Raw genomic sequence first — 19284 nt, 5'->3', positions numbered from 1 at the left:
CGGGCCGTCACCAGAGCAGGATGATGGTCTCCGGCTCGCACTCGTCGTCCTCGCCCGCCGGGTCGCGTTGACCGGCCACACGGGCCAGCGGCAACTCGACGACGTCGGCGAGGCGCGGCTCCGGATACGGGGATGACACGCCCCCAGTCTCGTGGGACGGACGTTGCGTGTCACGAGTAGTCGCTACTCGAAACCGCCCCACGCCGGCTAGACCCACTGATCCCACGGGACGCTCCAGTCCCCGTTCTGCCACAACTGCAGCGGCTTGCCTCCGGTGTTGCGCACTTCGACGACGTCACCGGGCACCGAGAAGTTGTAGAACCAGATTGCGTTGTCGCGGTTGAGGTTCAGGCAACCATGGCTGGTGTCGGTGTTGCCCTGCGCCCAGACTGTCGCGTCCAGCTCGTGCAGATACACGCCGTCGGTGCTGATGCGCACCGCGTACGGGATCGTCTCTTTGTAGCCCAGGTGCGAGTTGATCGGCAGGCCGTAGGTGGAGGAGTCCATCACCACCGGATTGCTCTTGTCCAGAACGGTGTAGACGCCGGGCTGGGTCCAGAAGCTCAACGTGGTGTTTCCGACTTTCTCGGTGCCCCCGCGGCCCATCGATGTGGGCATGGTCCGGACGAGCTTCCCTCCGTCGAACACCGTCACCTGCTTGGTCGCGTCGTCGGCGATCGACACGTGCGAGGCACCGATGGTGAACGAGACAGGCGCGCCCGGACCGGGAGTGACGGTCACCACGGTGCCCGGCGCGTAGTACTGCGGCGGGCGCCAGTGCATGGTGCGGTCGTCGACCCAGTGCCACGCACCGGCCACTGGAGGCGAGGTGTCGACCTGCAGTGCCTGCTCGGCCAGACCGCGATCACCGACAGGAGCGTCAAAATGCGCGACGATCACGGTGCCGATGCCGTAGGTGCCGCCGTTGTGCAGCGGCGCATTCGAGGTGGTGGTGAACGCCACCGGCGGCAGGACATCGTCGGCGTGCGCCACGACGGCAGGGCCCGCCTGAACCGCCACCAGAACCAACACCACCGACAGCAGAACTCGTGCCCTGCGACCCACTACAGCCATTCACATCTCCACGATCTCTCGCCCAACCGATCAATCATGGTGCATCACAGCCATTCCGCCCAGTTGCGCTGCTAGCCGGGCTCGGCCGAGGTCGGTGTGGTGGTGAGCTGCGGCGTGGCGACCTGCGCCGACACCGACGCCTGGCCCGGCGACGTAGTCGTGGTCGCGCCGGTGGTCATCGTGCTGGTGGCCGGGGCGATGAACGTCCCGGGATCGGACATCACCGTCCCTTCGCTACCGCGCTCCACCTGTATTGCCACCAGGAAGACGCTCGCCAAGGCCGCGCTGGCACCCACCGATGCCGCGACGACCTTGGAGCGAGAAAGTCGGCTCGCGTTCATGCGGCCTGGATTATCCGCATCAGCACGATGGCAAACCGTTGTCCGGTGAGTGTGACCCTTCTGTCAGCCGCGGCGCAGTACGTCGGCGGCGGCCAATACGGTCGCGGTCAGGGACCCCATCAAGGGACTGTCGAGCTTCCAGCACTGCCAGAACAGCGGGACATCGAGGTGGACATCGCTGACCTGGACGAACGAGCCGTCGGCGAGCGCCTGTGCCGCCGACTGCTCGGGATACATGCCCCACCCGAGGCCGGCGTGTACCGCGGCACCGAAGCCCTCCGCGGTCGGCACGTACGTGACCGGACGTTCGACAGGCCGACCGAATGCCTTGCGCACCAGCATGTTCTGCAGTGCATCGTCGCGATTCCATGCGAGGGACGGCGCAGGTTTGACCGACTCCAGTGTGAAACCAGCTGGGAAATACCGCTTTACGTACTCAGCGCTGGCCACCGGCAGGTACCGCATCACCCCCAGCGGATGGACCCGGCAGCCGGGTACCGGGGTGCGCTCGGTGGTGACCGCACCCATGACTACCCCCTCCCGCAACAACCGCGCGGAGTGGTCCTGGTCTTCGATGCGGATGTCGAACAGCACATCGGGCATCTCGGACAGCACCCGGACGAACCATGTCGCCATGGAGTCGGCGTTGACCGCCATCGCGATCCGCGGTCGCGGCGCAGCCTCGCCGCCGCCGGCCATCTCGGCGATGGCCTCGGCCTCCAACATCGCGGTCTGTGCGGCCAACCGAAGCAGCGGTGTGCCGGCCATCGTTGCCACACAGGGCTTTCCGCGGACCACCAGCACCTGGCCCACCTGCTTTTCCAGAGCCTTGATGCGCTGACTGACCGCCGACGGCGTGACATGCAATCGATCGGCCGCCGCCTCGAAACTACCGAGTTCGACTATCGCGGCGAACGCCGCGAGTTGGCCCGCGTCGAGGCGAGCCTCACCGGCGGCGCTCAGTAGCAGGGATCCGAACCTGGGGTGTAATACGGGACCCCCTGCGGCGTGTAGCACGGCGGCTGCCCCGCGGCCGCCTGCGCCGCAGCGTCGTCGTCGGAGGCCACCGCGCCGGCCACGGCGACATCACCGGCGACGTTGGTGCACCCGCCGACGTTCACATGACGTCCTCCGACGTCTCCGCACACATCGGCGTGCGCACCGGGCGCGACGGCGACCGGCGCAACAGCCAGTGCCATGGCGCTCAACAGCGCCGCTGCCAGCTTCTTCATCGTCAGTACTTCCCCTCGTGCGACCGACTCACCGGCAATTATCGCCGTTGGCGGGGGTCACCGCGGAGAAATCACCTCAAGGAGTATCGGATCGGCAGGTGCTTGATCCCGCCGACGAAGGTGGTGGCCATGAGCTCGGGATCGCCGGCGAGTTCGATGGAGTTGATGCGCGGGACGAGTTCGGTGAAGAAGCTGTTCATCTCCATGCGGGCCAGCGCTGCGCCCAGACAGAAGTGCACGCCGTAGCCGAAGGACAGGTGCTTGTTGGGGTCGCGCCCGACGTCGAAGCGCATCGGGTCGGCGAAGACCTCTTCGTCGCGGTTGGCCGAGACGTAGGACAGCAGCACGGATTCACCCTTGGCGATGGGGACGCCGCGAACCTCGGTGTCGGCTTGGGCGGTGCGCATGAATTCCTTGACCGGCACGACGCAGCGGATCATCTCCTCGACCGCGGTGCCCATCAGGGACGGATCGTCCTGCAACCGCTGTAGCTCACCCGGGTTGCGGATGAGTTCCATCAGGCCGCCGGCGATTCCGGCACTGGTGGTGTCGTGGCCGGCGCTGGCGACGATCACGTAGTAGGAGGCGGTGTCCATGTCGGACAACGGTTCTCCGTTGATCGTGGCGTTCGCGATCGCCGACGTCAGATCCTCAGTGGGGTGCTCCCGGCGCGAGGCGGTCAGTGCCGAGAAGTAACCGAAGAAGTCCAGCAGCACGGCGATCATCGCGTCTTTGTCCTGCGCGCGTTGGAACTCGCTGTCGTCACCGCCGAACAGTTCCTGAGTGAGTTTGAGCATCCGGGGAAAGTCCGACTCCGGAAGACCGAGCAGCGTCAGAATGACATACAGCGGAAAGTTGACCGCGATCTCTTGGGCGAAATCGATCTCCGGTCCGCGCTCCACCATCTGGTCGACGTACATCTTGGCCAATTCGTCGCAGCGAGCCTTCAACGCGCGCATGGCTTTTGGCCGGAACCAGTCGGCACCGATCTTGCGCAGGTCGCGGTGATGCGGGTCGTCGATGTGGATCAGCGTGCTCAGGCCCGCCCCGGCTTCCCGGTCGGCGCGCAGTTTGTCGTCGAGGTCCTGCACCACCAGGATCGGACGGGGGTCGTTGGTGAACAGGTCGTTCTGACGCTCGATGTCCATGATGTCGGCGTGCTTGGTGATCGCCCAGAACGGCCGGTATCCCTCGACGTCCACCCACGACACGGGGGCATGCGCACGCAGGTGCGCGAGCGCCCTGTGGAGCCCCGCCTCGTCGGTGTAGGCCTGCGGGTTGGCCAGGACGCGCGCCGCTTCATCCATGATCCGGGTCGTCATCGGTGACTCCTTGCGCCATGCGAGTAATCTGGAACGAATTCGTTCTGGATTATGGCGCGGCCCACACGATGGGTCAAGATGGCGTCATGGTTGTCGAAGGACGCACCTACGGCGGGCTCAGTTCACTGCAGCGCTCGCAGGAGCGCCGAGCCCGGCTGCTCGACGCCGCCCGCGACCTGATCGCCGAGACGGGCATCGCACCGCTGACCGTCGACCTGGTGTGCCAGCGAGCGCGACTGAGCAAGCGCTACTTCTATGCCGAATTCAGCACGAAAGACGATCTCCTGGACGCCTGTGCCGAAGACCTGTACAGCAGGCTCAAGGCTGCAATGGAGGTGGTGCTGGCCACCCTTCCCAAGCCCGAGCGGGCCCACGGGGTCCTGCAGACCGTGGTCCACACGCTGGTCGCCAGTGCCGCCGACGCCCGGCTCTACATGGAGTCGCCTGGATTTCCCCGACTGCGCCAGCTCCAACAGCGGGAGATCAGTGCGTTCACCGAACGCATCGCGGCCGAAGCAATGCCGTTCGAGGGACCGCCGAAGCCGTCAGTGGACCGCTTGCTTGCGACCAGGACGATGGTCACCGCCGCCACGGAGCTCATCGCCGCTTGGTTACACGGCGACATCGACACCGACGAAGACACCCTCGTCGCCACGCTGACCGCCACCACACTCGGAGCGGCCGGGGCGGTCTGATGAGCTTCACGTCTGCGACCGTCGTCGAGACGTTCGCACCGAATTCTCGGCTGCGTCGCGTCAGGCTGCGGGTGGACGCCCCCGAATCGCTGGCCGTCGCGCCGGCCGCCGATTGCGCCGTCGGGGTGTACTTCGACGCGGACTCGCCGAACAACGGCCGCACCTACTCCGTGCGCCGCCAGGCCGGAGACCTCATCGACCTGGACATCCTGCTGCATCCCGGCGGTCCCGGCAGCGTGTGGGCGCAGACCGTCAGCGTGGGCGATCATGTCGGCCTCGACCACGCCCGCGCGTGGTACCGGCCGCCGGCAAGTACGACGTGGCAGCTGCTGGTCGCCGATCTCGCCGGGCTACCCGCGCTCGCCCGCATCATGGCCGAAGCGCCGCCGGCCGTCTCCACCACCGTCGTGGTCGAGGTACTCGACAACGACGATCTCGACTATCTGCCGACCCGGGCCGGCGTCACGCTCATACCCAGCCTGGGCAGCGGGAACGGCGTCGCGGCGCGCCGGCTCGCTCAGCTGGTCCGCGGCGTCGAACTGCCGGCGGACGGCTACTGCTGGTCCGGCGGCGAGGCGGGCGCATCGCGGGAGGTCCGCAAGCACCTGCGCCGCAGCGGCTGGACCATCGACCAGTACGACGTCATGGGGTACTGGCGGCAGGACTCGGCTGACTGGGACGCGCGGTTCGCCCTGGTAGGAGACGACTTCCTCGCGATGTACCGGCAGGCGATCGCCGACGGTAAGAGCGACAAGGCCGCCGCCGAGGAGTTCGACGACGCCTTGGAGCGGATCGGTCTCTAGCGGCGCCAGACGACCACCCGACAACCGTTACCCGGCGGTGCTTGTGATCCGCATCACCTATTTCTAGGATCATGAACTAAGTCACATACGGAGGTGTTGGATGACCGGCATGGAACGTCCTCAAGGACCGAGAGTCGTACCGCTCCCCCGCGCCGCCATCAACCCGCACAGCGGACTGATGGCATTCCTGATGGTCGCGATCTTCGTCGCCGGTGTCGTCGGCGTGGTCGTGGCACTGTCGATGGGTCACGCAGCGTTCGTGCTGAGCATCGTGCTCATCTCGTTCGGGCTCATCGCCGCCGCCGCCATCTGCTGACGTCGCTATCGGATTAGCGGCGCTTAAGCACCGCAAGCAACTTTAGCTGGACTGTTGCGGCGGTCCTTTCTTACCGTCTAGGCATGACCTCGCCGCTACTCGTCGGATTCCTGACGTCGTTCACGCTGATCGCCGCCATCGGCGCGCAGAACGCGTTCGTCCTGCGTCAGGGAATCCGGCGTGAGCACGTCCTGGCGGTCGTCAGTGTGTGCGCGGTCTCCGACTTGCTGCTCATCACCGCCGGCATCGCGGGTATCGGTGCCATCATCACCGCGCACCCGAACACCGTCACGGTGGCCAAGATCGGCGGGGCCGCCTTCCTGTTCTGCTACGGCGCCATGGCGGCACGCCGAGCAATGAAATCGGCCAGCATGGCGCCGGCGCAGAACGGCTCCACCCGGCTGATCTCGGTGCTGCTGACGTGCCTGGCCATGACCTTTCTCAATCCGCACGTGTACCTCGACACCGTCGTGCTGCTCGGAACGCTGGCCAATCAGCACGCCGACAGCCGGTGGTTGTTCGGCATCGGCGCGGTGACCGCCAGTGTCGTCTGGTTCTTCAGCCTGGGGTTCGGCGCGCGCCGGCTGGCCGGGTTGTTCGCCACTCCGCTGACCTGGCGGATCCTCGACGGTCTGATTGCCGTCGCAATGATTGGACTCGGCATCTCGCTGGTGGTGGGTTAATCTCGCGCCGTGAGCGCGCAGTGGACGAGGCGTGGATTCCTGGGAGCCGCCGGTGCGGCGGGAGTGCTGGTTGCGGCGGCGTGCTCGCCGAACAGATCCGGCGACGACGCCAACCCCACATCGGTAACCATCAAGCACATCTTCGGCGAAACCACCATCTCCGCGCCGCCGAAACGCGTCGTCAGCGCCGGCTTCACCGAGCAAGACGATCTGCTGGCGGTCGGGGTGGTCCCCATCGCGGTGACCAACTGGTTCGGTGACCAACCATTCGGCGTGTGGCCGTGGGCCCGCGCCAAGCTCGGGTCAGCCCAGCCCGTTGTCCTCAACCTGGACAACGGAATTCAGGTCGACCAGATCGCGGCGCTCAAACCCGACCTGATCGTTGCCGTCAACGCCGGGCTCGACGCCGACACGTACAAGAAGCTGTCGGCGATCGCGCCGACGATCGCCCAGTCCGACGACGACGCCTTCTTCGAACCGTGGAAGGACCAGGCCACCGCGGTGGGAACCGCGGTGTTCCAGGGCAGGCAGATGAAGCAGCTGATCTCCGACGTCGACGCCAAGTTCGCCGACGTCGCCAAGAACAACCCCGGTTTCAAAGACAAAAAGGCGGTGCTGCTGGCGGGCACCTTCTCCGGTGGCACCGTGGCGGCGACGCTGCCCGGCTGGCGCACCGACTTCCTGACCGCGATGGGCTTCCAGATCGCCGACAGCATCACCGCGTATGCCGTCGACGACCACCGGGCGGCAATCCCACGCGACAAGCTCACCGACGCCCTCGACTCGGCCGACGTGCTGATCTGGTCCACCGAGAGCGACGCGGACCAGGCGGCGCTGTCCGCCGATCCCGGGATCGCCAAGCTGGCCACTCGGAACGTGTTCACCGGCCTGGACCTCGCCGGAGCGATCGCGTTCGCCTCGCCGCTGTCCTATCCGGTGGTGGCGGATCAATTGCCGCCGCTGCTCTCACGCGCGCTGGCCTGACCTGCCGTGCTTGGATAGCACCTGTGACAAGCAGCCAGGCCACCGCGCGCGCCGACGTTCCCACTCCCGGATTCGCGCAGGTCGGTTCTCGCTACTATCCGGTCTTCGTCTCGGTCTTCACGGCTCTGGTGATCATCTCCAATGTGACCGCCACCAAGGGCGTCGCATTCGGGCCCGTCATCGGAAACTGGTCGATCATCACCGACGGCGGTTTCATCGTCTTCCCGCTGACGTACGTGATCGGTGACGTGCTGTCCGAGGTGTACGGGTTCAAAGCCGCGCGCCGGGCCATCATCCTCGGCTTTGCCATGAACATCCTTGCGGCACTGGCGTTCTGGGTGACGATCTATCTCCCGTCGGCCGACTTCTACACCAACCAGGAACACTTCGAGAACGTCGTCCACGCCTACACCCAGCTGATCATCGCCGGCTTGGCCGGTTTCATCGTCGGCCAGACCATCAACGCGTGGACCGTCGTCAAGATCAAAGAACGCACCAAGGAAAAGCACCTGTGGGCGCGGCTGGTCGGCTCGACTTTCGCCGGCCAGCTCGGCGACACCCTGGTCTTCTGCAGCATCGCCGCCGGCGCCATCGGCATCACCAGCTTCGGCGACTTCGTCACCTACACCGCGCTGGGTTGGGTCTACAAGACCGCCGTCGAAGTGATCATGTTGCCAATCACGTATCGGGTCATCGGATACATCAAACGTCACGAGCCGACCTACACCCTGATGGTCTGATCTTCGGCAACGGCGGCAGACCTCGTGGTGTCCAACACAATTCGCGACTACGGCGACCGAGCGCTGCTGCTGGAATGCCCGTCCACCGACGCGGTGCTGGCACTGACCGCCAGCCTGCGCGAGGCACGGTTGCCCGGCGTCCTGGACATCGTGCCGACGGCCCGCACCGTGTTGCTGACCCTCGCCGACCCGGCTGACCAGGCACCGACGCGGCAGCGCCTCACCCGACTACGCATCGATCCCGGGCACGTCGAGCACCATCCGAGCGGCGAGGCCGACGTCACGATCGACGTGATCTACGACGGACCCGACCTACTCGATGTCGCCACGCACACCGACATGACAACCGCCGAGGTGGTCGAGGCGCACACCAGGACGCCGTGGCGAGTCGGATTCGGCGGATTCGCACCGGGTTTCGCCTACCTGGTCGGGGGAGACTCCCGCCTGATCGTGCCACGGCGCAGCGATCCCCGCACCGCGGTGCCTGCCGGATCGGTAGGCCTGGCGGGCGATTTCAGCGGAATCTATCCGCGGCCCTCGCCCGGTGGCTGGCAGCTGATCGGACGCACCGACGCGGTGTTGTGGGACATCGCGCGCCCACAACCCGCGCTGCTCCTGCCCGGCATGTGGGTGCGATTCCGGGCGATCACGCCAGGTCGCTCATGATCACGCTCGAGGTCCTGCGGACCGGCCCCCTGGCGCTGCTGGAAGATCTCGGCCGGCCCGGTCTGGCGCACGTCGGGGTGACCCGCTCAGGGGCGGCCGACCGTGGCGCACACCGGTTGGCCAACCGGCTGGTGGCCAACCCCGACGACCGGGCCACGGTGGAGATCACCCTGGGTGGATTCACCGCGCGGGTACAGGGCGGCGACGTCGACATCGCTGTGACAGGCGCCGACGCCGGTCCCGCGGTAGGTGGAATTCCTTTCGGCACCAACAGTGTTCATCGCGTCCGCGCCGGCGAAGTGGTCTCTCTCGGCGTGCCGCACGCCGGCCTGCGTAGTTACCTCGCGGTGCGCGGCGGGATCGACGTCGAACCGGCGCTGGGTTCGCGCAGTTACGACACGATGTCGGGGATCGGGCCCCGACCACTGCGCGCGGGCGACGTACTTCCGGTGGGCACCCCGAGCGAGCGGTACCCCGAACTCGACCAGGCGCCGGTGGCCGCGATCGCCGCCGGCCGAATCGAGCTGCGCGTCGTGCCGGGACCGCGCGACGACTGGTTCGTCATGCCGGACGCACTGGTCCATACCGACTGGGTTGCCACCGACCGAAGCGACCGAGTCGGCATGCGGCTGAGCGGGCGCCCTCTGACATACCGATGGCCCGACCGCCAGCTGCCCAGCGAAGGAGCCATCCGTGGCGCAATTCAGGTGCCGCCCAACGGCCAGCCGGTAATCCTGGGGCCCGATCACCCGGTGACCGGCGGCTACCCCGTCATCGGCGTGGTCACCGACGCCGATACCGACACGGTGGCACAGATCCGGCCCGGCCAATCCGTGCGACTGCGCTGGACCACACCCCGTATCCCAGCGGACGGCTCCCCGGACTGGTAGAGCTGAGGGTGTGCACGCGCAGGTCCACACCGCCCGGCTGATCCACACCAGCGATCTGGATGCCGAGACCCGCCTGAGCGCCCGTCAGATGCTCACCGATGCGTTCGGCGGCCCGGCTGAATTCACCGACTCGGACTGGGAACACGCGCTGGGCGGGATGCATGCGATCGTCACCCACCGCGGCGCGCTGATCGCCCACGCGGCCGTCGTTCAGCGCCGACTCCTCTACCGCGGGACGGCATTGCGCTGTGGCTATGTCGAAGCCGTCGCGGTGCGCGACGACTGGCGGGGGCAGGGGCTGGCCCACGCCGTGCTCGACGCGGTCGAGCAGGTGATCCGTGGCGCCTATCAAATCGGCGCCCTGAGTTCGACTCCGCTCGGCGAGACGATTTACCGGCCCCGCGGGTGGCTGCACTGGCAGGGGCCGACATCGACGTTGGCGCCGGGTGGCCCGACCCGCACACCGGATGACGACGGTTCGATCTTCGTCCTGCCGGTCGATGTCGAGGTCGATGCCACGGCGGAACTGGCGTGCGACTGGCGTCCCGGCGACGTCTGGTGAGCGCCCGATAGATAAGCAACCGCATACAACTCGCCATCCTTGCCTTCGGCAGCTCACCGCCCAACCAACAGGGAAGCGCTCTGGACAGCGTCGACGAGGTTGAGGGCCTGGTGTCCTCGCGGTACGGGCGGGCTCCGATTGCCGCTATATAGCCTTCGTGATATAGATACCCGGTGGCAAAACAGCTGACCGATCCCGAGGTCAGCGAGTGCGTAGGCGACGCCCTCGACCAGGCGATGGACTTGACCATCCGGTTCCTCAGCGACCGCGCCGATCTCAGCGCCTCCGCCGCGTTCACGATGAACCGGGTGTACCGCGAGGGCCCGGTCCGGTTGACCACGCTGGCCGGCAAGGAAGGCGTCAGCCAGCCGTCGATGACCCAATTGGTCCAGCGGCTGGAACGCGCCGGGCTGGTGACCCGGCTGCCCGACCCCGACGACGGCCGGGCCTGCCTGATCGGAATCACCACCGAGGGCCAGGCGTTGCTCGATGATCGCAAGCGTCTACGCCGGGAACGGCTGGCGGCGTTGATGACGACACTGACGGCCGAAGAGCAGTCGGCGCTGTGGCTCTCGGCGCGAGTGGCATTGCCGCTGATCGGCCGGCTCGTCGCCAATGCCGACTGCGGGACAGACGGCGCTTCAGAGCATGCAGACGAAGGGCCGGCCGCGCCGCGGCCGGGCAGGTGACGGAAGGTGTTCGGGTGAAAGCTATTCCGGTCGGCCGCGTGTTCAAACGCATCTGGATTCCGTTGGTACTCATAGTGGTGCTGTCCGTTTCGGGCCTGGTCGTCTCACGACTGCACAAGATGTTCGCCTCTCAGGACCTGAATGCCGGAGCGGGCTCGGGCATCGAGATCGTCCAGTTCAACCCCAAGGTCATGGTCTACGACGTCTACGGCGCGCCCGGAACCAACGCCCAGATCAGTTATTTCGACCCGGAAGCCAAGGTGCATACCATCACCGTCCCGCTGCCCTGGTCGATCACCCTGTCGACAACATTGCCCGCTGTCAGCGCCAGCCTCATGGCGCGGACCGACGGAGATCAGATTGGATGCCGCGTCACCGTGAACGGAACCGTCCGTGAAGAGCAATCGGCCGATGGCGTCAACGCCCAGACCTACTGCCTGGTGAAGTCGGCATGACCCACACCGTCACCGCGCCCGAACCCGCCAGCGCGCCGAAGCGGCCGGTCGTCCCGCACCTACTGCGCATCCTCGCACTGCCGATCATCCTGTTCTGGATCGCGATGGCTGTCCTGGTCAACGTCGTCGCGCCCCAGCTCGAAGTCGTCGGCGAGATGCACTCGGCGCCCATGGCACCCGAAGACGCCCCGTCGATGAAGGCGATGAAGTTGATGGGGGCCAACTTCAAAGAGTTCAACTCCAACAGCACGATCATGGTCGTCATCGAGGGCCAGAAGCCCCTCGGCCCGGACGCCCACCAGTACTACGACGAGATCATCCGCAAGCTGGAACAAGACCCCGAGCACATCCAGCACATCCAGGACTTCTGGAGTGACACGCTCACGGCAGCCGGCGCCCAAAGTGCCGATGGCAAAGCGTCTTACGTGATGATCAACCTCGCCGGCGAGCAGGGCCAGACGCTGGCCAACGAAGGCGTGGACGAGGTTCGCAAGGTCATCAAGGAGACCCCGGCACCGCCCGGCGTCCAGGCGTACGTCGCCGGACCGGCAGCGCTCACCGACGACCTGCACGTCATCGGCAACGCCAGCCTCGCGATGATCACCCTGATCACCCTGGCCGCCATCGCGGGCATGCTGCTGATCGTCTACCGATCGATCCGAACCACGCTGATCCAGCTGTTCCTGACGTTCCTGGGACTGTTGACCGCCCGCGGCGTGGTGTCACTCCTGGCTCTGCACGGCGCGTTCGGGCTGACCACCTTCGCCGGCAACATCCTCACAATGCTGGCGATCGCGGCCGCCACCGACTACGGCATCTTCATCTTCGGCCGATATCGCGAAGACCGCGCCCTGGGATTGGACCGCGACGACTCCTACTACGCCACGTTCAGATCCGTCGCGCCCGTCATCGTGGGCTCGGGACTGACGATCGCCGGCGCGACGTACTGCCTGTCGTTCGCGCGCCTGCCGTACTTCACCACCATGGGCGCGCCCGTCGCGATCGGCATGCTCGTGATCGTCGCGATCGCGGTCACCCTCGGGCCGGCCGTGCTCTACCTGGGCAGCCGCGTCGGGCTGTACGAGTCGAAGCGGCCCGCCCACAGCAGATTCTGGCGGCGCGTCGGCACCGCGGTGGTGCGTTGGCCCGCACCGATTTTCGTGGCGAGCCTGTTCGTGGTGCTGATCGGCATCGTGGCCATACCGGGATACAAGCCGGCCTATAACGACCAGCACTACCTCCCTGCGGACGCCCCGGCCAATCAAGGCTTTGCCGCGGCCAATCGACACTTCACCGAAGCCCGGATGAATCCGGACATCCTCATGGTCGAAGCCGACCATGACATGCGCAATTCCGCGGACATGCTGGTACTGAACAAGATCGCCAGCAATGTGATGCACACCGAGGGCATCGCGATGGTGCAGAGCATCACCCGGCCGCTGGGCATCCCGATCCAGCACAGCTCGATCCCCTTCCAGACGAGCATCCAGGGCCAGACGAGCAACATGAACCTGCCGTTCCAGCGCGATCAGTTGGACAACCAGCTGAAAACGGTTGACTCGATGAACGTCTCGATCGACATCCTGGAGAAGCAATATCAGCTGTCCCTGAAGCAGACGCAGCTCACTCAGGACTCCGCGGCCCGCTCCCAGGATCTGCTGGAGACCACCAAGCAATTGCGGGACAACATCGCGAACTTCGACGACCAGTTCCGGCCGATGCGCAATTACTTCTACTGGGAACCGCACTGCTACGACATCCCGCTGTGCGCCGCGGCCCGGTCACTGTTCGACTCCCTCGACGGGATCGACGAGGTGACCGACAAAACCCAAGGCGTGCAGGGCAATACCGATCAGCTGGCCGCGATCGCGCCACAGCTGACCGCCCTGCTCCCCCAGACGATCGCGTCGATGAAGGTCAGCCGCGATCTGGCACTGGCGTCATACAACTCGCAGAAGGCCCTGCTGGACCAGATGCAGGCGTCCAACGACACCGCCCTGGCGATGGGTGAGAGTTTCGACCAGGCCAAGAACGACGACCTGTTCTTCCTGCCGCCGGAAGCCTTCCAGAATCCCGACTTCGAGCGCGGCCTGAAGATGTTCTTCTCGCCGGATGGCAAGTCGACCCGCATGTTCATCACCCACGAGGGTGACCCCGCGACAGTGGACGGCATCGCCCGCGTCAACTCCGAACGCAAGGCCGCCCAAGAGGCGCTGAAGATGTCCTCGCTGTCGAACGCCAAGATCTATCTCGGTGGCGTGGCGGCGACCTATAAGGACATGTCCGACGGCGCGCGCTACGACCTGCTGATCGCGGTGGTGTCGTCGCTGACGCTGATCTTCATGATCATGCTGATCCTGACCCGCAGTGTGGTCGCCGCACTGGTGATCGTGGGAACGGCAGGCAGCTCGATCGCCGCGTCGTTCGGTATCTCGGTGCTGCTCTGGCAGGACCTGTTCGGGATCCAAGTGCAGTGGCTGGTCATGCTGATGTCCGTCATCATCCTGCTGGCGGTGGGGTCGGACTACAACCTGCTGCTGGTCTCGCGGTTCAAGGATGAGATCCACGCCGGGTTGAAGACCGGCATCATCCGATCGATGGCCGGCACCGGCAGCGTCGTGACGTCGGCCGGTCTGGTGTTCGCCGCCACCATGGCCGGCATGATGTTCAGCAAGCTGGTGGTGCTGGCCCAGATGGGGTCGACGATCGCGATCGGCCTGCTGATCGACACCTTCATCGTGCGGTCACTGCTGATGCCGTCGATCGCGACGATGCTGGGCCGGTGGTTCTGGTGGCCGCAGGTGGTCTACCCCCGAGGCGACCACCACTTCCTGCCCCCGCAGCCGCGCAAACGACCCAGCGACGACGCGGACACGGCGGCGATGCCGGCGCAGGCCTAGGAACCTCGCCGAGCGTGCGGGTTGTCGTCGAGTTTTCGCGGATTCTCCACGACAACCCCCACGCTCGGTGGAACTGCTAGCGCCAGCGGTCCAGGATCTCGTTGGCCCGCACGCTCAGCGCCCGCTGCCAGAACGGCCCGAAGCTGATCCGCCCCACCCCCAGCGGCCCGAACGACGCCGGGTCGTCGGACTCCGGCAGCGCGATCGCGTTGATCGGTAGCGGCAGCTCAGTTGCCAAGCGGCGCAACGTCTCCGATTCGTGACGGCCCACCGGGTACAGCACGTCGGCACCGGCGGCCGCCGCCTCGGTCAGCCGGGCGATCGCCCGGTCCACCCGGTCGGCGTCGTCGCCGTCGTTGCGCAGGAACAGGTCGGTGCGGGCGTTGACCACCACGTGCACCCCGGCGCTGTCGGCGGCGGCACGCAGCGCGCCCACCAGTTCGGCATGCTCGGCTGAGGATCGCAGTCGCTTGCCCTCACTGTGCACGGTGTCCTCGATATTGAGGCCCACCGCGCCGGCGCTCAGCAGCCCATCGATGAGGCGCTCGGCAGGCTGTGCGTAGCCGGACTCGATGTCCACCGAGACCGGCACATCCACCGCCGAGGTGATCTGGGTGACGCGGGCGACGACGTCGTCGAAACTCATCCCCTCGCCGTCGGGCTTGCCGACGGAATCGGCCATCGGATGGCTGCCGACGGTCAGCGCCGCGAACCCGGCCGCCACCGCCAGGTTCGCCGACCAGGCATCCCACACCGTCGGCAACACCACCGGATTGCCCGGCTGATGCAACGCCAGCAGTGCGTCGGCGTGCTTGGCAAGACTGCTCGTACCGGACATCGGGTCCCCTATCTGTCGGCGTGATCCTGGGCTGTCCAACACGACTGCCGCAACGCCATTCCCGACGTGACCTGTCTCACGTTGGGATCCGAATGTGGCTAGCATCGGGTGTCGTACTGTGATCCATAACACCTTCAGCCCAGGGAGGTCCCCTTGTCCACCACCACAGAATTGGCCGAACTTCACCATCTGATCGGTGGATTGCGGCGCTGCGTGAGCTCGTTGCAGAGCCGTTACGCCGACAGTCCGGCAATGCGCCGAATCGTCAACGATGCCGAGCGCATCCTCAATGACGTGGAACTTCTTGATATCGACGCCAATGAGCTTGCCCTAACCCAGCAAACGGCCGTGTCGTCAACCGAGAAGATCGGGATCCCCGACACCCCTTACGACTCCGCCTTCTGGCGCGACGTCGACGACGAGGGCGTGGGCGGCCACAACCGCCGCTGACCCGAATTTAACCGGGTGCCGTGATCTGGGTACCCTCCGATGAGTTCATGCGAAGGGGATCACAGTAGATGAGCGCACCTGCGGCTAACCGCCCGAAGACCGGCGTCTTCTCACCCGGCCGTGCCCAGATACCGCAACGCACGCTGCGGACCGACAACTGGCTGAAAGCGCCGATCTGGACCGACCTCGGATTCGCGGCCTTCGTCATCTACGCGACGGTGCGCGCGTTCCAGCGGGACCACTTCTTCGTCCCGCAGTACCACTACCTGACGCCGTTCTATTCGCCGTGCCTGAGCAAGGCATGCGGTGAGGCGAGCGACTTCTGGCCGCAGATCCTGCCGACGACCGGACTGCTGTCGTTGCTGCCGTACGCCTTCCTGTCACTGCCGTTCCTGCTGCTGTTCCGGTTGACCTGCTACTACTACCGCGGCGCCTACTACCGCTCGGTGTGGCAGTCCCCGACGGCGTGTGCCGTGGCCGAGCCGCACGCGAAATACACTGGCGAGACCCGCTTTCCGCTGATCATCCAGAACACCCACCGGTACTTCTTCTACATCGCCGGCATCATCTCGCTGATCAACACCTACGACGCGATCGTGGCGTTCCACTCCGAAACCGGCCCCGGTGGCTTCGGATTCGGCCTGGGCAACATCATCCTCGTCGGCAACGTGGTGATGCTGTGGGTCTACACGATCTCCTGCCACTCCTGCCGGCACGTGACCGGCGGACGGCTCAAGCACTTCTCCAAGCATCCGGTCCGGTACTGGATCTGGACCCAGGTCAGCAAGCTGAACACCCGGCACAAGCTGTACGCCTGGATCACGCTCGGCACCCTGATGTTCACCGATTTCTACGTCATGCTGGTGGCCAGCGGCACCATCTCTGACCTGAGATTTGTTGGCTGAGAAGAACTTTCAAACCCATAGCTTGAGCGAGGTCAAATGACGGTGGAAGTCGAACGGCATTCCTACGACGTGGTCGTGATCGGTGCCGGCGGCGCAGGCCTACGAGCAGTGATCGAGGCCCGGGAACGCGGTCTCAAAGTCGCCGTGGTGACGAAGTCACTGTTCGGCAAGGCGCACACCGTCATGGCCGAGGGTGGCTGCGCGGCGGCGATGCGCAACGTCAACACCAAGGACAGCTGGCAGGTGCACTTCGGTGACACCATGCGCGGCGGCAAGTTCCTGAACAACTGGCGGATGGCCGAACTGCACGCGCAGGAAGCCCCCGACCGGGTCTGGGAGCTCGAGACCTACGGCGCACTGTTCGACCGCACCAAAGACGGCAAGATCAGCCAGCGCAACTTCGGTGGCCACACCTACCCGCGCCTGGCGCACGTCGGTGACCGCACCGGTCTGGAGATCATCCGGACCCTGCAGCAGAAGATCGTCTCGTTGCAGCAGGACGACAAGAAGGAACTCGGCGACTACGAGGCCCGGATCAAGGTCTTCCACGAGTGCTCGATCACCGATCTGATCAAGGATGGCGACAAGATCGCCGGCGCCTTCGGCTACTGGCGCGAGACCGGCAAGTTCATCCTGTTCGAGACGCCCGCCGTGGTGCTCGCCACCGGCGGCATCGGTAAGTCGTTCAAAGTGTCGTCGAACTCGTGGGAGTACACCGGCGACGGGCACGCGCTTGCCCTGCGCGCGGGTACCGGCCTGATCAACATGGAGTTCATCCAGTTCCACCCGACCGGCATGGTCTGGCCGCTGTCGGTGAAGGGCATCCTGGTCACCGAGGGTGTCCGCGGTGACGGCGGTGTTCTGAAGAACTCCGAAGGCAAGCGGTTCATGTTCGACTACATCCCCGACGTGTTCAAGGGGCAGTACGCCGAATCCGAGGAAGAAGCCGATCAGTGGCTCAAGGACAACGACTCGGCACGCCGCACCCCTGACCTGCTGCCTCGCGACGAGGTTGCCCGTGCCATCAACGACGAGGTCAAAGCCGGCCGCGGAACCCCGCACGGCGGCGTCTACCTCGACATCGCCTCCCGCATGCCCGCCGAGGAGATCAAGCGCCGGCTGCCGTCGATGTACCACCAGTTCATCGAGCTGGCCGAGGTCGACATCACCAAGGACATGATGGAAGTCGGTCCGACCTGTCACTACGTGATGGGCGGCATCGAGGTCGATCCCGACACCGGCGCCGGCGCGACGCCGGGCCTGTTCGCCGCGGGCGAGTGCTCGGGCGGTATGCACGGCTCGAACCGACTGGGCGGCAACTCGCTGTCCGATCTTCTGGTGTTCGGCCGGCGTGCCGGGCTCGGTGCGTCCGACTACGTGCGGGCACTCTCGGAACGTCCCGCGGTGTCGGACGCGGCGGTCGACGCGGCCGCCACGCTGGCGCTCGCGCCGTTCGAGCCGAAGGACAACCCGGAGAACCCCTACACCCTGCATGCCGAGCTGCAGCAGTCGATGAACGACCTGGCGGGCATCATCCGCAAGGAGGGTGAACTCGAAGAGGCGCTGGGCAAGATCGACGAGCTCAAGGCCCGCTACGCGAACGTCGTCGTCGAGGGCGGCCGGATCTTCAACCCGGGCTGGCACCTGGCGATCGACATGCGCAACATGCTGCTGGTCAGCGAGTGCGTGGCCAAGGCGGCGCTGGCGCGCACGGAAAGCCGTGGCGGACACACCCGCGACGACTTCCCGAAGATGGACTCGCACTGGCGGAACAAGCTGCTGGTGTGCCGGGTCGCGCCGGGCGAAGCGGACGCGGTCGTGCCCGACGTGACGGTGACGCCTGAACAGCAGCCCGTGATGCGGCCCGATCTGCTGGCGACGTTCGAGCTGAGCGAACTCGAGAAGTACTACACCGAAGATCAATTGGCCGAGCACCCTGACCGGAAGGGCTGAGAATGGCTGCTTACGACGCAAAACTGCGGGTTTGGCGCGGCGACGAGGACGGCGGCGACCTGCAGGACTACACCGTCGAGGTCAACGACGGCGAAGTGGTGCTCGACATCGTGCACCGGCTGCAGGCCACCCAAGCCGGCGACCTCGCCGTGCGGTGGAACTGCAAGGCCGGCAAGTGCGGTTCGTGTTCCGCCGAGATCAACGGCAGGCCGCGGCTCATGTGCATGACCCGGATGTCGACGTTCGATGAGGACGAGGTCGTCACGATCACTCCGCTGCGAACGTTCCCGGTGATGCGCGATCTGGTCACCGATGTGTCCTTCAACTACGAGAAGGCGCGGGAGATCCCGTCGTTCACTCCCCCGAAGGATCTGCAGCCGGGCGACTACCGGATGCAGCAGGAGGACGTGAACCGCAGCCAGGAGTTCCGCAAGTGCATCGAGTGCTTCCTGTGCCAGAACGTGTGCCACGTCAACCGTGACCACGAGGAGAACAAGAAGTCGTTCGCCGGCCCGCGCTACCTGATGCGCCAGGCCGAGTTGTCGATGCATCCGCTGGACACCATCGACCGCCGCGACATGGCCCAGGACGAAAACGGCCTCGGCTTCTGCAACATCACCAAGTGCTGCACCGAGGTGTGCCCCGAGCACATCAAGATCACCGACAACGCGCTGATCCCGATGAAGGAGCGCGTCGCCGACAAGAAGTACGACCCGGTGGTCTGGCTGGGCAACATTTTGTTCCGTAAGAAGTAGCTCCTTCGCGCGAGCAGACGCGAACGCCCCC

General features: G+C 65.8%; 22 protein-coding genes and 1 pseudogene. 16 read left to right on the top strand and 7 right to left on the bottom strand.

Going from position 1 to position 19284, the window contains the following annotated elements:
- Nucleotides 1–7: 7 nt before the first annotated feature.
- The 6 genes and pseudogenes from AB4879_RS07275 to AB4879_RS07250 form a co-directional block, all read right to left on the bottom strand.
- Nucleotides 8–139 (bottom strand): hypothetical protein, encoded by a 132-nt coding sequence (locus tag AB4879_RS07275; protein ID WP_286145603.1) that lies wholly within the window; start codon nt 137–139, stop codon nt 8–10.
- 68 nt (nt 140–207) lie between these two features.
- Nucleotides 208–957 (bottom strand): annotated as a pseudogene (locus tag AB4879_RS07270) (L,D-transpeptidase); the annotation flags it as partial.
- A 188-nt stretch (nt 958–1145) separates the two neighbouring features.
- The gene (locus AB4879_RS07265) at nt 1146–1415 is read right to left on the bottom strand and encodes a hypothetical protein (protein WP_370507047.1); all 270 of its coding nucleotides are present in this window, start codon (nt 1413–1415) and stop codon (nt 1146–1148) included.
- Between the two features lie 63 nt (nt 1416–1478).
- Complete coding sequence (locus AB4879_RS07260) at nt 1479–2378, bottom strand: LysR family transcriptional regulator ArgP (RefSeq protein WP_370507123.1); 900 nt, start codon at nt 2376–2378, stop codon at nt 1479–1481.
- A complete protein-coding gene (locus AB4879_RS07255; RefSeq protein ID WP_370507046.1) occupies nt 2375–2647 on the bottom strand; it encodes a hypothetical protein in 273 nt (90 codons plus the stop codon). Before AB4879_RS07255 ends, AB4879_RS07260 begins: the two co-directional genes overlap by 4 nt.
- 71 nt (nt 2648–2718) lie before the next feature.
- Complete coding sequence (locus tag AB4879_RS07250) at nt 2719–3969, bottom strand: cytochrome P450 (protein WP_370507045.1); 1251 nt, start codon at nt 3967–3969, stop codon at nt 2719–2721.
- 86 nt (nt 3970–4055) lie between these two features.
- Here AB4879_RS07250 and AB4879_RS07245 point away from each other — a divergent pair, with 86 nt between their 5' ends.
- From AB4879_RS07245 to AB4879_RS07190, 12 genes are all read left to right on the top strand, one after another.
- Nucleotides 4056–4664 (top strand): TetR/AcrR family transcriptional regulator, encoded by a 609-nt coding sequence (locus tag AB4879_RS07245; RefSeq protein WP_370507044.1) that lies wholly within the window; start codon nt 4056–4058, stop codon nt 4662–4664.
- Complete coding sequence (locus AB4879_RS07240) at nt 4664–5467, top strand: siderophore-interacting protein (protein ID WP_370507043.1); 804 nt, start codon at nt 4664–4666, stop codon at nt 5465–5467. The genes AB4879_RS07245 and AB4879_RS07240 overlap by 1 nt, the downstream gene beginning before the upstream one ends.
- Before the next feature lie 100 nt (nt 5468–5567).
- Complete coding sequence (locus AB4879_RS07235) at nt 5568–5783, top strand: hypothetical protein (RefSeq protein ID WP_142391297.1); 216 nt, start codon at nt 5568–5570, stop codon at nt 5781–5783.
- Between the two features lie 83 nt (nt 5784–5866).
- The gene (locus AB4879_RS07230; RefSeq protein WP_102804996.1) at nt 5867–6466 is read left to right on the top strand and encodes a LysE/ArgO family amino acid transporter; all 600 of its coding nucleotides are present in this window, start codon (nt 5867–5869) and stop codon (nt 6464–6466) included.
- Nucleotides 6467–6475: 9 nt separating this feature from the next.
- A complete protein-coding gene (locus AB4879_RS07225) occupies nt 6476–7450 on the top strand; it encodes an ABC transporter substrate-binding protein (RefSeq protein ID WP_102804995.1) in 975 nt (324 codons plus the stop codon).
- A 23-nt stretch (nt 7451–7473) separates the two neighbouring features.
- Nucleotides 7474–8190: a queuosine precursor transporter gene (locus tag AB4879_RS07220; RefSeq protein WP_370507042.1), complete on the top strand. Its 717-nt coding sequence runs from the start codon at nt 7474–7476 to the stop codon at nt 8188–8190.
- 24 nt (nt 8191–8214) lie between these two features.
- Nucleotides 8215–8856 carry an allophanate hydrolase subunit 1 gene (locus AB4879_RS07215; RefSeq protein ID WP_370507041.1) on the top strand — a complete coding sequence of 214 codons (642 nt, stop codon included), beginning with the start codon at nt 8215–8217 and terminating at the stop codon, nt 8854–8856.
- On the top strand, nt 8853–9746 hold the full coding sequence (locus tag AB4879_RS07210; protein ID WP_370507040.1) for a 5-oxoprolinase/urea amidolyase family protein: 894 nt from the start codon (nt 8853–8855) through the stop codon (nt 9744–9746). Before AB4879_RS07215 ends, AB4879_RS07210 begins: the two co-directional genes overlap by 4 nt.
- 10 nt (nt 9747–9756) lie before the next feature.
- Nucleotides 9757–10308 (top strand): GNAT family N-acetyltransferase, encoded by a 552-nt coding sequence (locus AB4879_RS07205; protein WP_370507039.1) that lies wholly within the window; start codon nt 9757–9759, stop codon nt 10306–10308.
- 173 nt (nt 10309–10481) lie between these two features.
- On the top strand, nt 10482–10997 hold the full coding sequence (locus tag AB4879_RS07200) for a MarR family winged helix-turn-helix transcriptional regulator (protein ID WP_370507038.1): 516 nt from the start codon (nt 10482–10484) through the stop codon (nt 10995–10997).
- Between the two features lie 14 nt (nt 10998–11011).
- A complete protein-coding gene (locus AB4879_RS07195; RefSeq protein ID WP_102804990.1) occupies nt 11012–11452 on the top strand; it encodes an MmpS family transport accessory protein in 441 nt (146 codons plus the stop codon).
- Nucleotides 11449–14352, top strand: coding sequence for an RND family transporter (locus tag AB4879_RS07190; RefSeq protein WP_370507037.1), 2904 nt, complete (start codon nt 11449–11451; stop codon nt 14350–14352). Before AB4879_RS07195 ends, AB4879_RS07190 begins: the two co-directional genes overlap by 4 nt.
- Before the next feature lie 76 nt (nt 14353–14428).
- Here AB4879_RS07190 and AB4879_RS07185 read toward each other — a convergent pair whose 3' ends face one another.
- Nucleotides 14429–15190, bottom strand: coding sequence for an isocitrate lyase/phosphoenolpyruvate mutase family protein (locus tag AB4879_RS07185; RefSeq protein WP_370507036.1), 762 nt, complete (start codon nt 15188–15190; stop codon nt 14429–14431).
- Between the two features lie 153 nt (nt 15191–15343).
- On the opposite strand from AB4879_RS07185, the gene AB4879_RS07180 reads away from it, so the two are divergent.
- The 4 genes from AB4879_RS07180 (at nt 15344) to AB4879_RS07165 (ending at nt 19253) form a co-directional block, all read left to right on the top strand.
- Entirely contained in the window at nt 15344–15640 is a 297-nt protein-coding gene (locus tag AB4879_RS07180; protein ID WP_102807774.1) for a hypothetical protein, read from the top strand.
- A 68-nt stretch (nt 15641–15708) separates the two neighbouring features.
- On the top strand, nt 15709–16545 hold the full coding sequence (locus tag AB4879_RS07175) for a hypothetical protein (protein WP_102807775.1): 837 nt from the start codon (nt 15709–15711) through the stop codon (nt 16543–16545).
- A gap of 36 nt (nt 16546–16581) precedes the next feature.
- The gene (locus tag AB4879_RS07170) at nt 16582–18498 is read left to right on the top strand and encodes a fumarate reductase/succinate dehydrogenase flavoprotein subunit (protein ID WP_370507035.1); all 1917 of its coding nucleotides are present in this window, start codon (nt 16582–16584) and stop codon (nt 18496–18498) included.
- Nucleotides 18499–18500: 2 nt separating this feature from the next.
- Entirely contained in the window at nt 18501–19253 is a 753-nt protein-coding gene (locus tag AB4879_RS07165) for a succinate dehydrogenase/fumarate reductase iron-sulfur subunit (protein WP_102807777.1), read from the top strand.
- The last annotated feature ends 31 nt before the right edge of the window (nt 19254–19284 follow it).

The sequence above is a fragment of the Mycobacterium sp. SA01 genome (assembly GCF_041287105.1).
Lineage (GTDB): Bacteria > Actinomycetota > Actinomycetes > Mycobacteriales > Mycobacteriaceae > Mycobacterium.
This window is presented reverse-complemented; position numbering and strand designations above follow the sequence as displayed.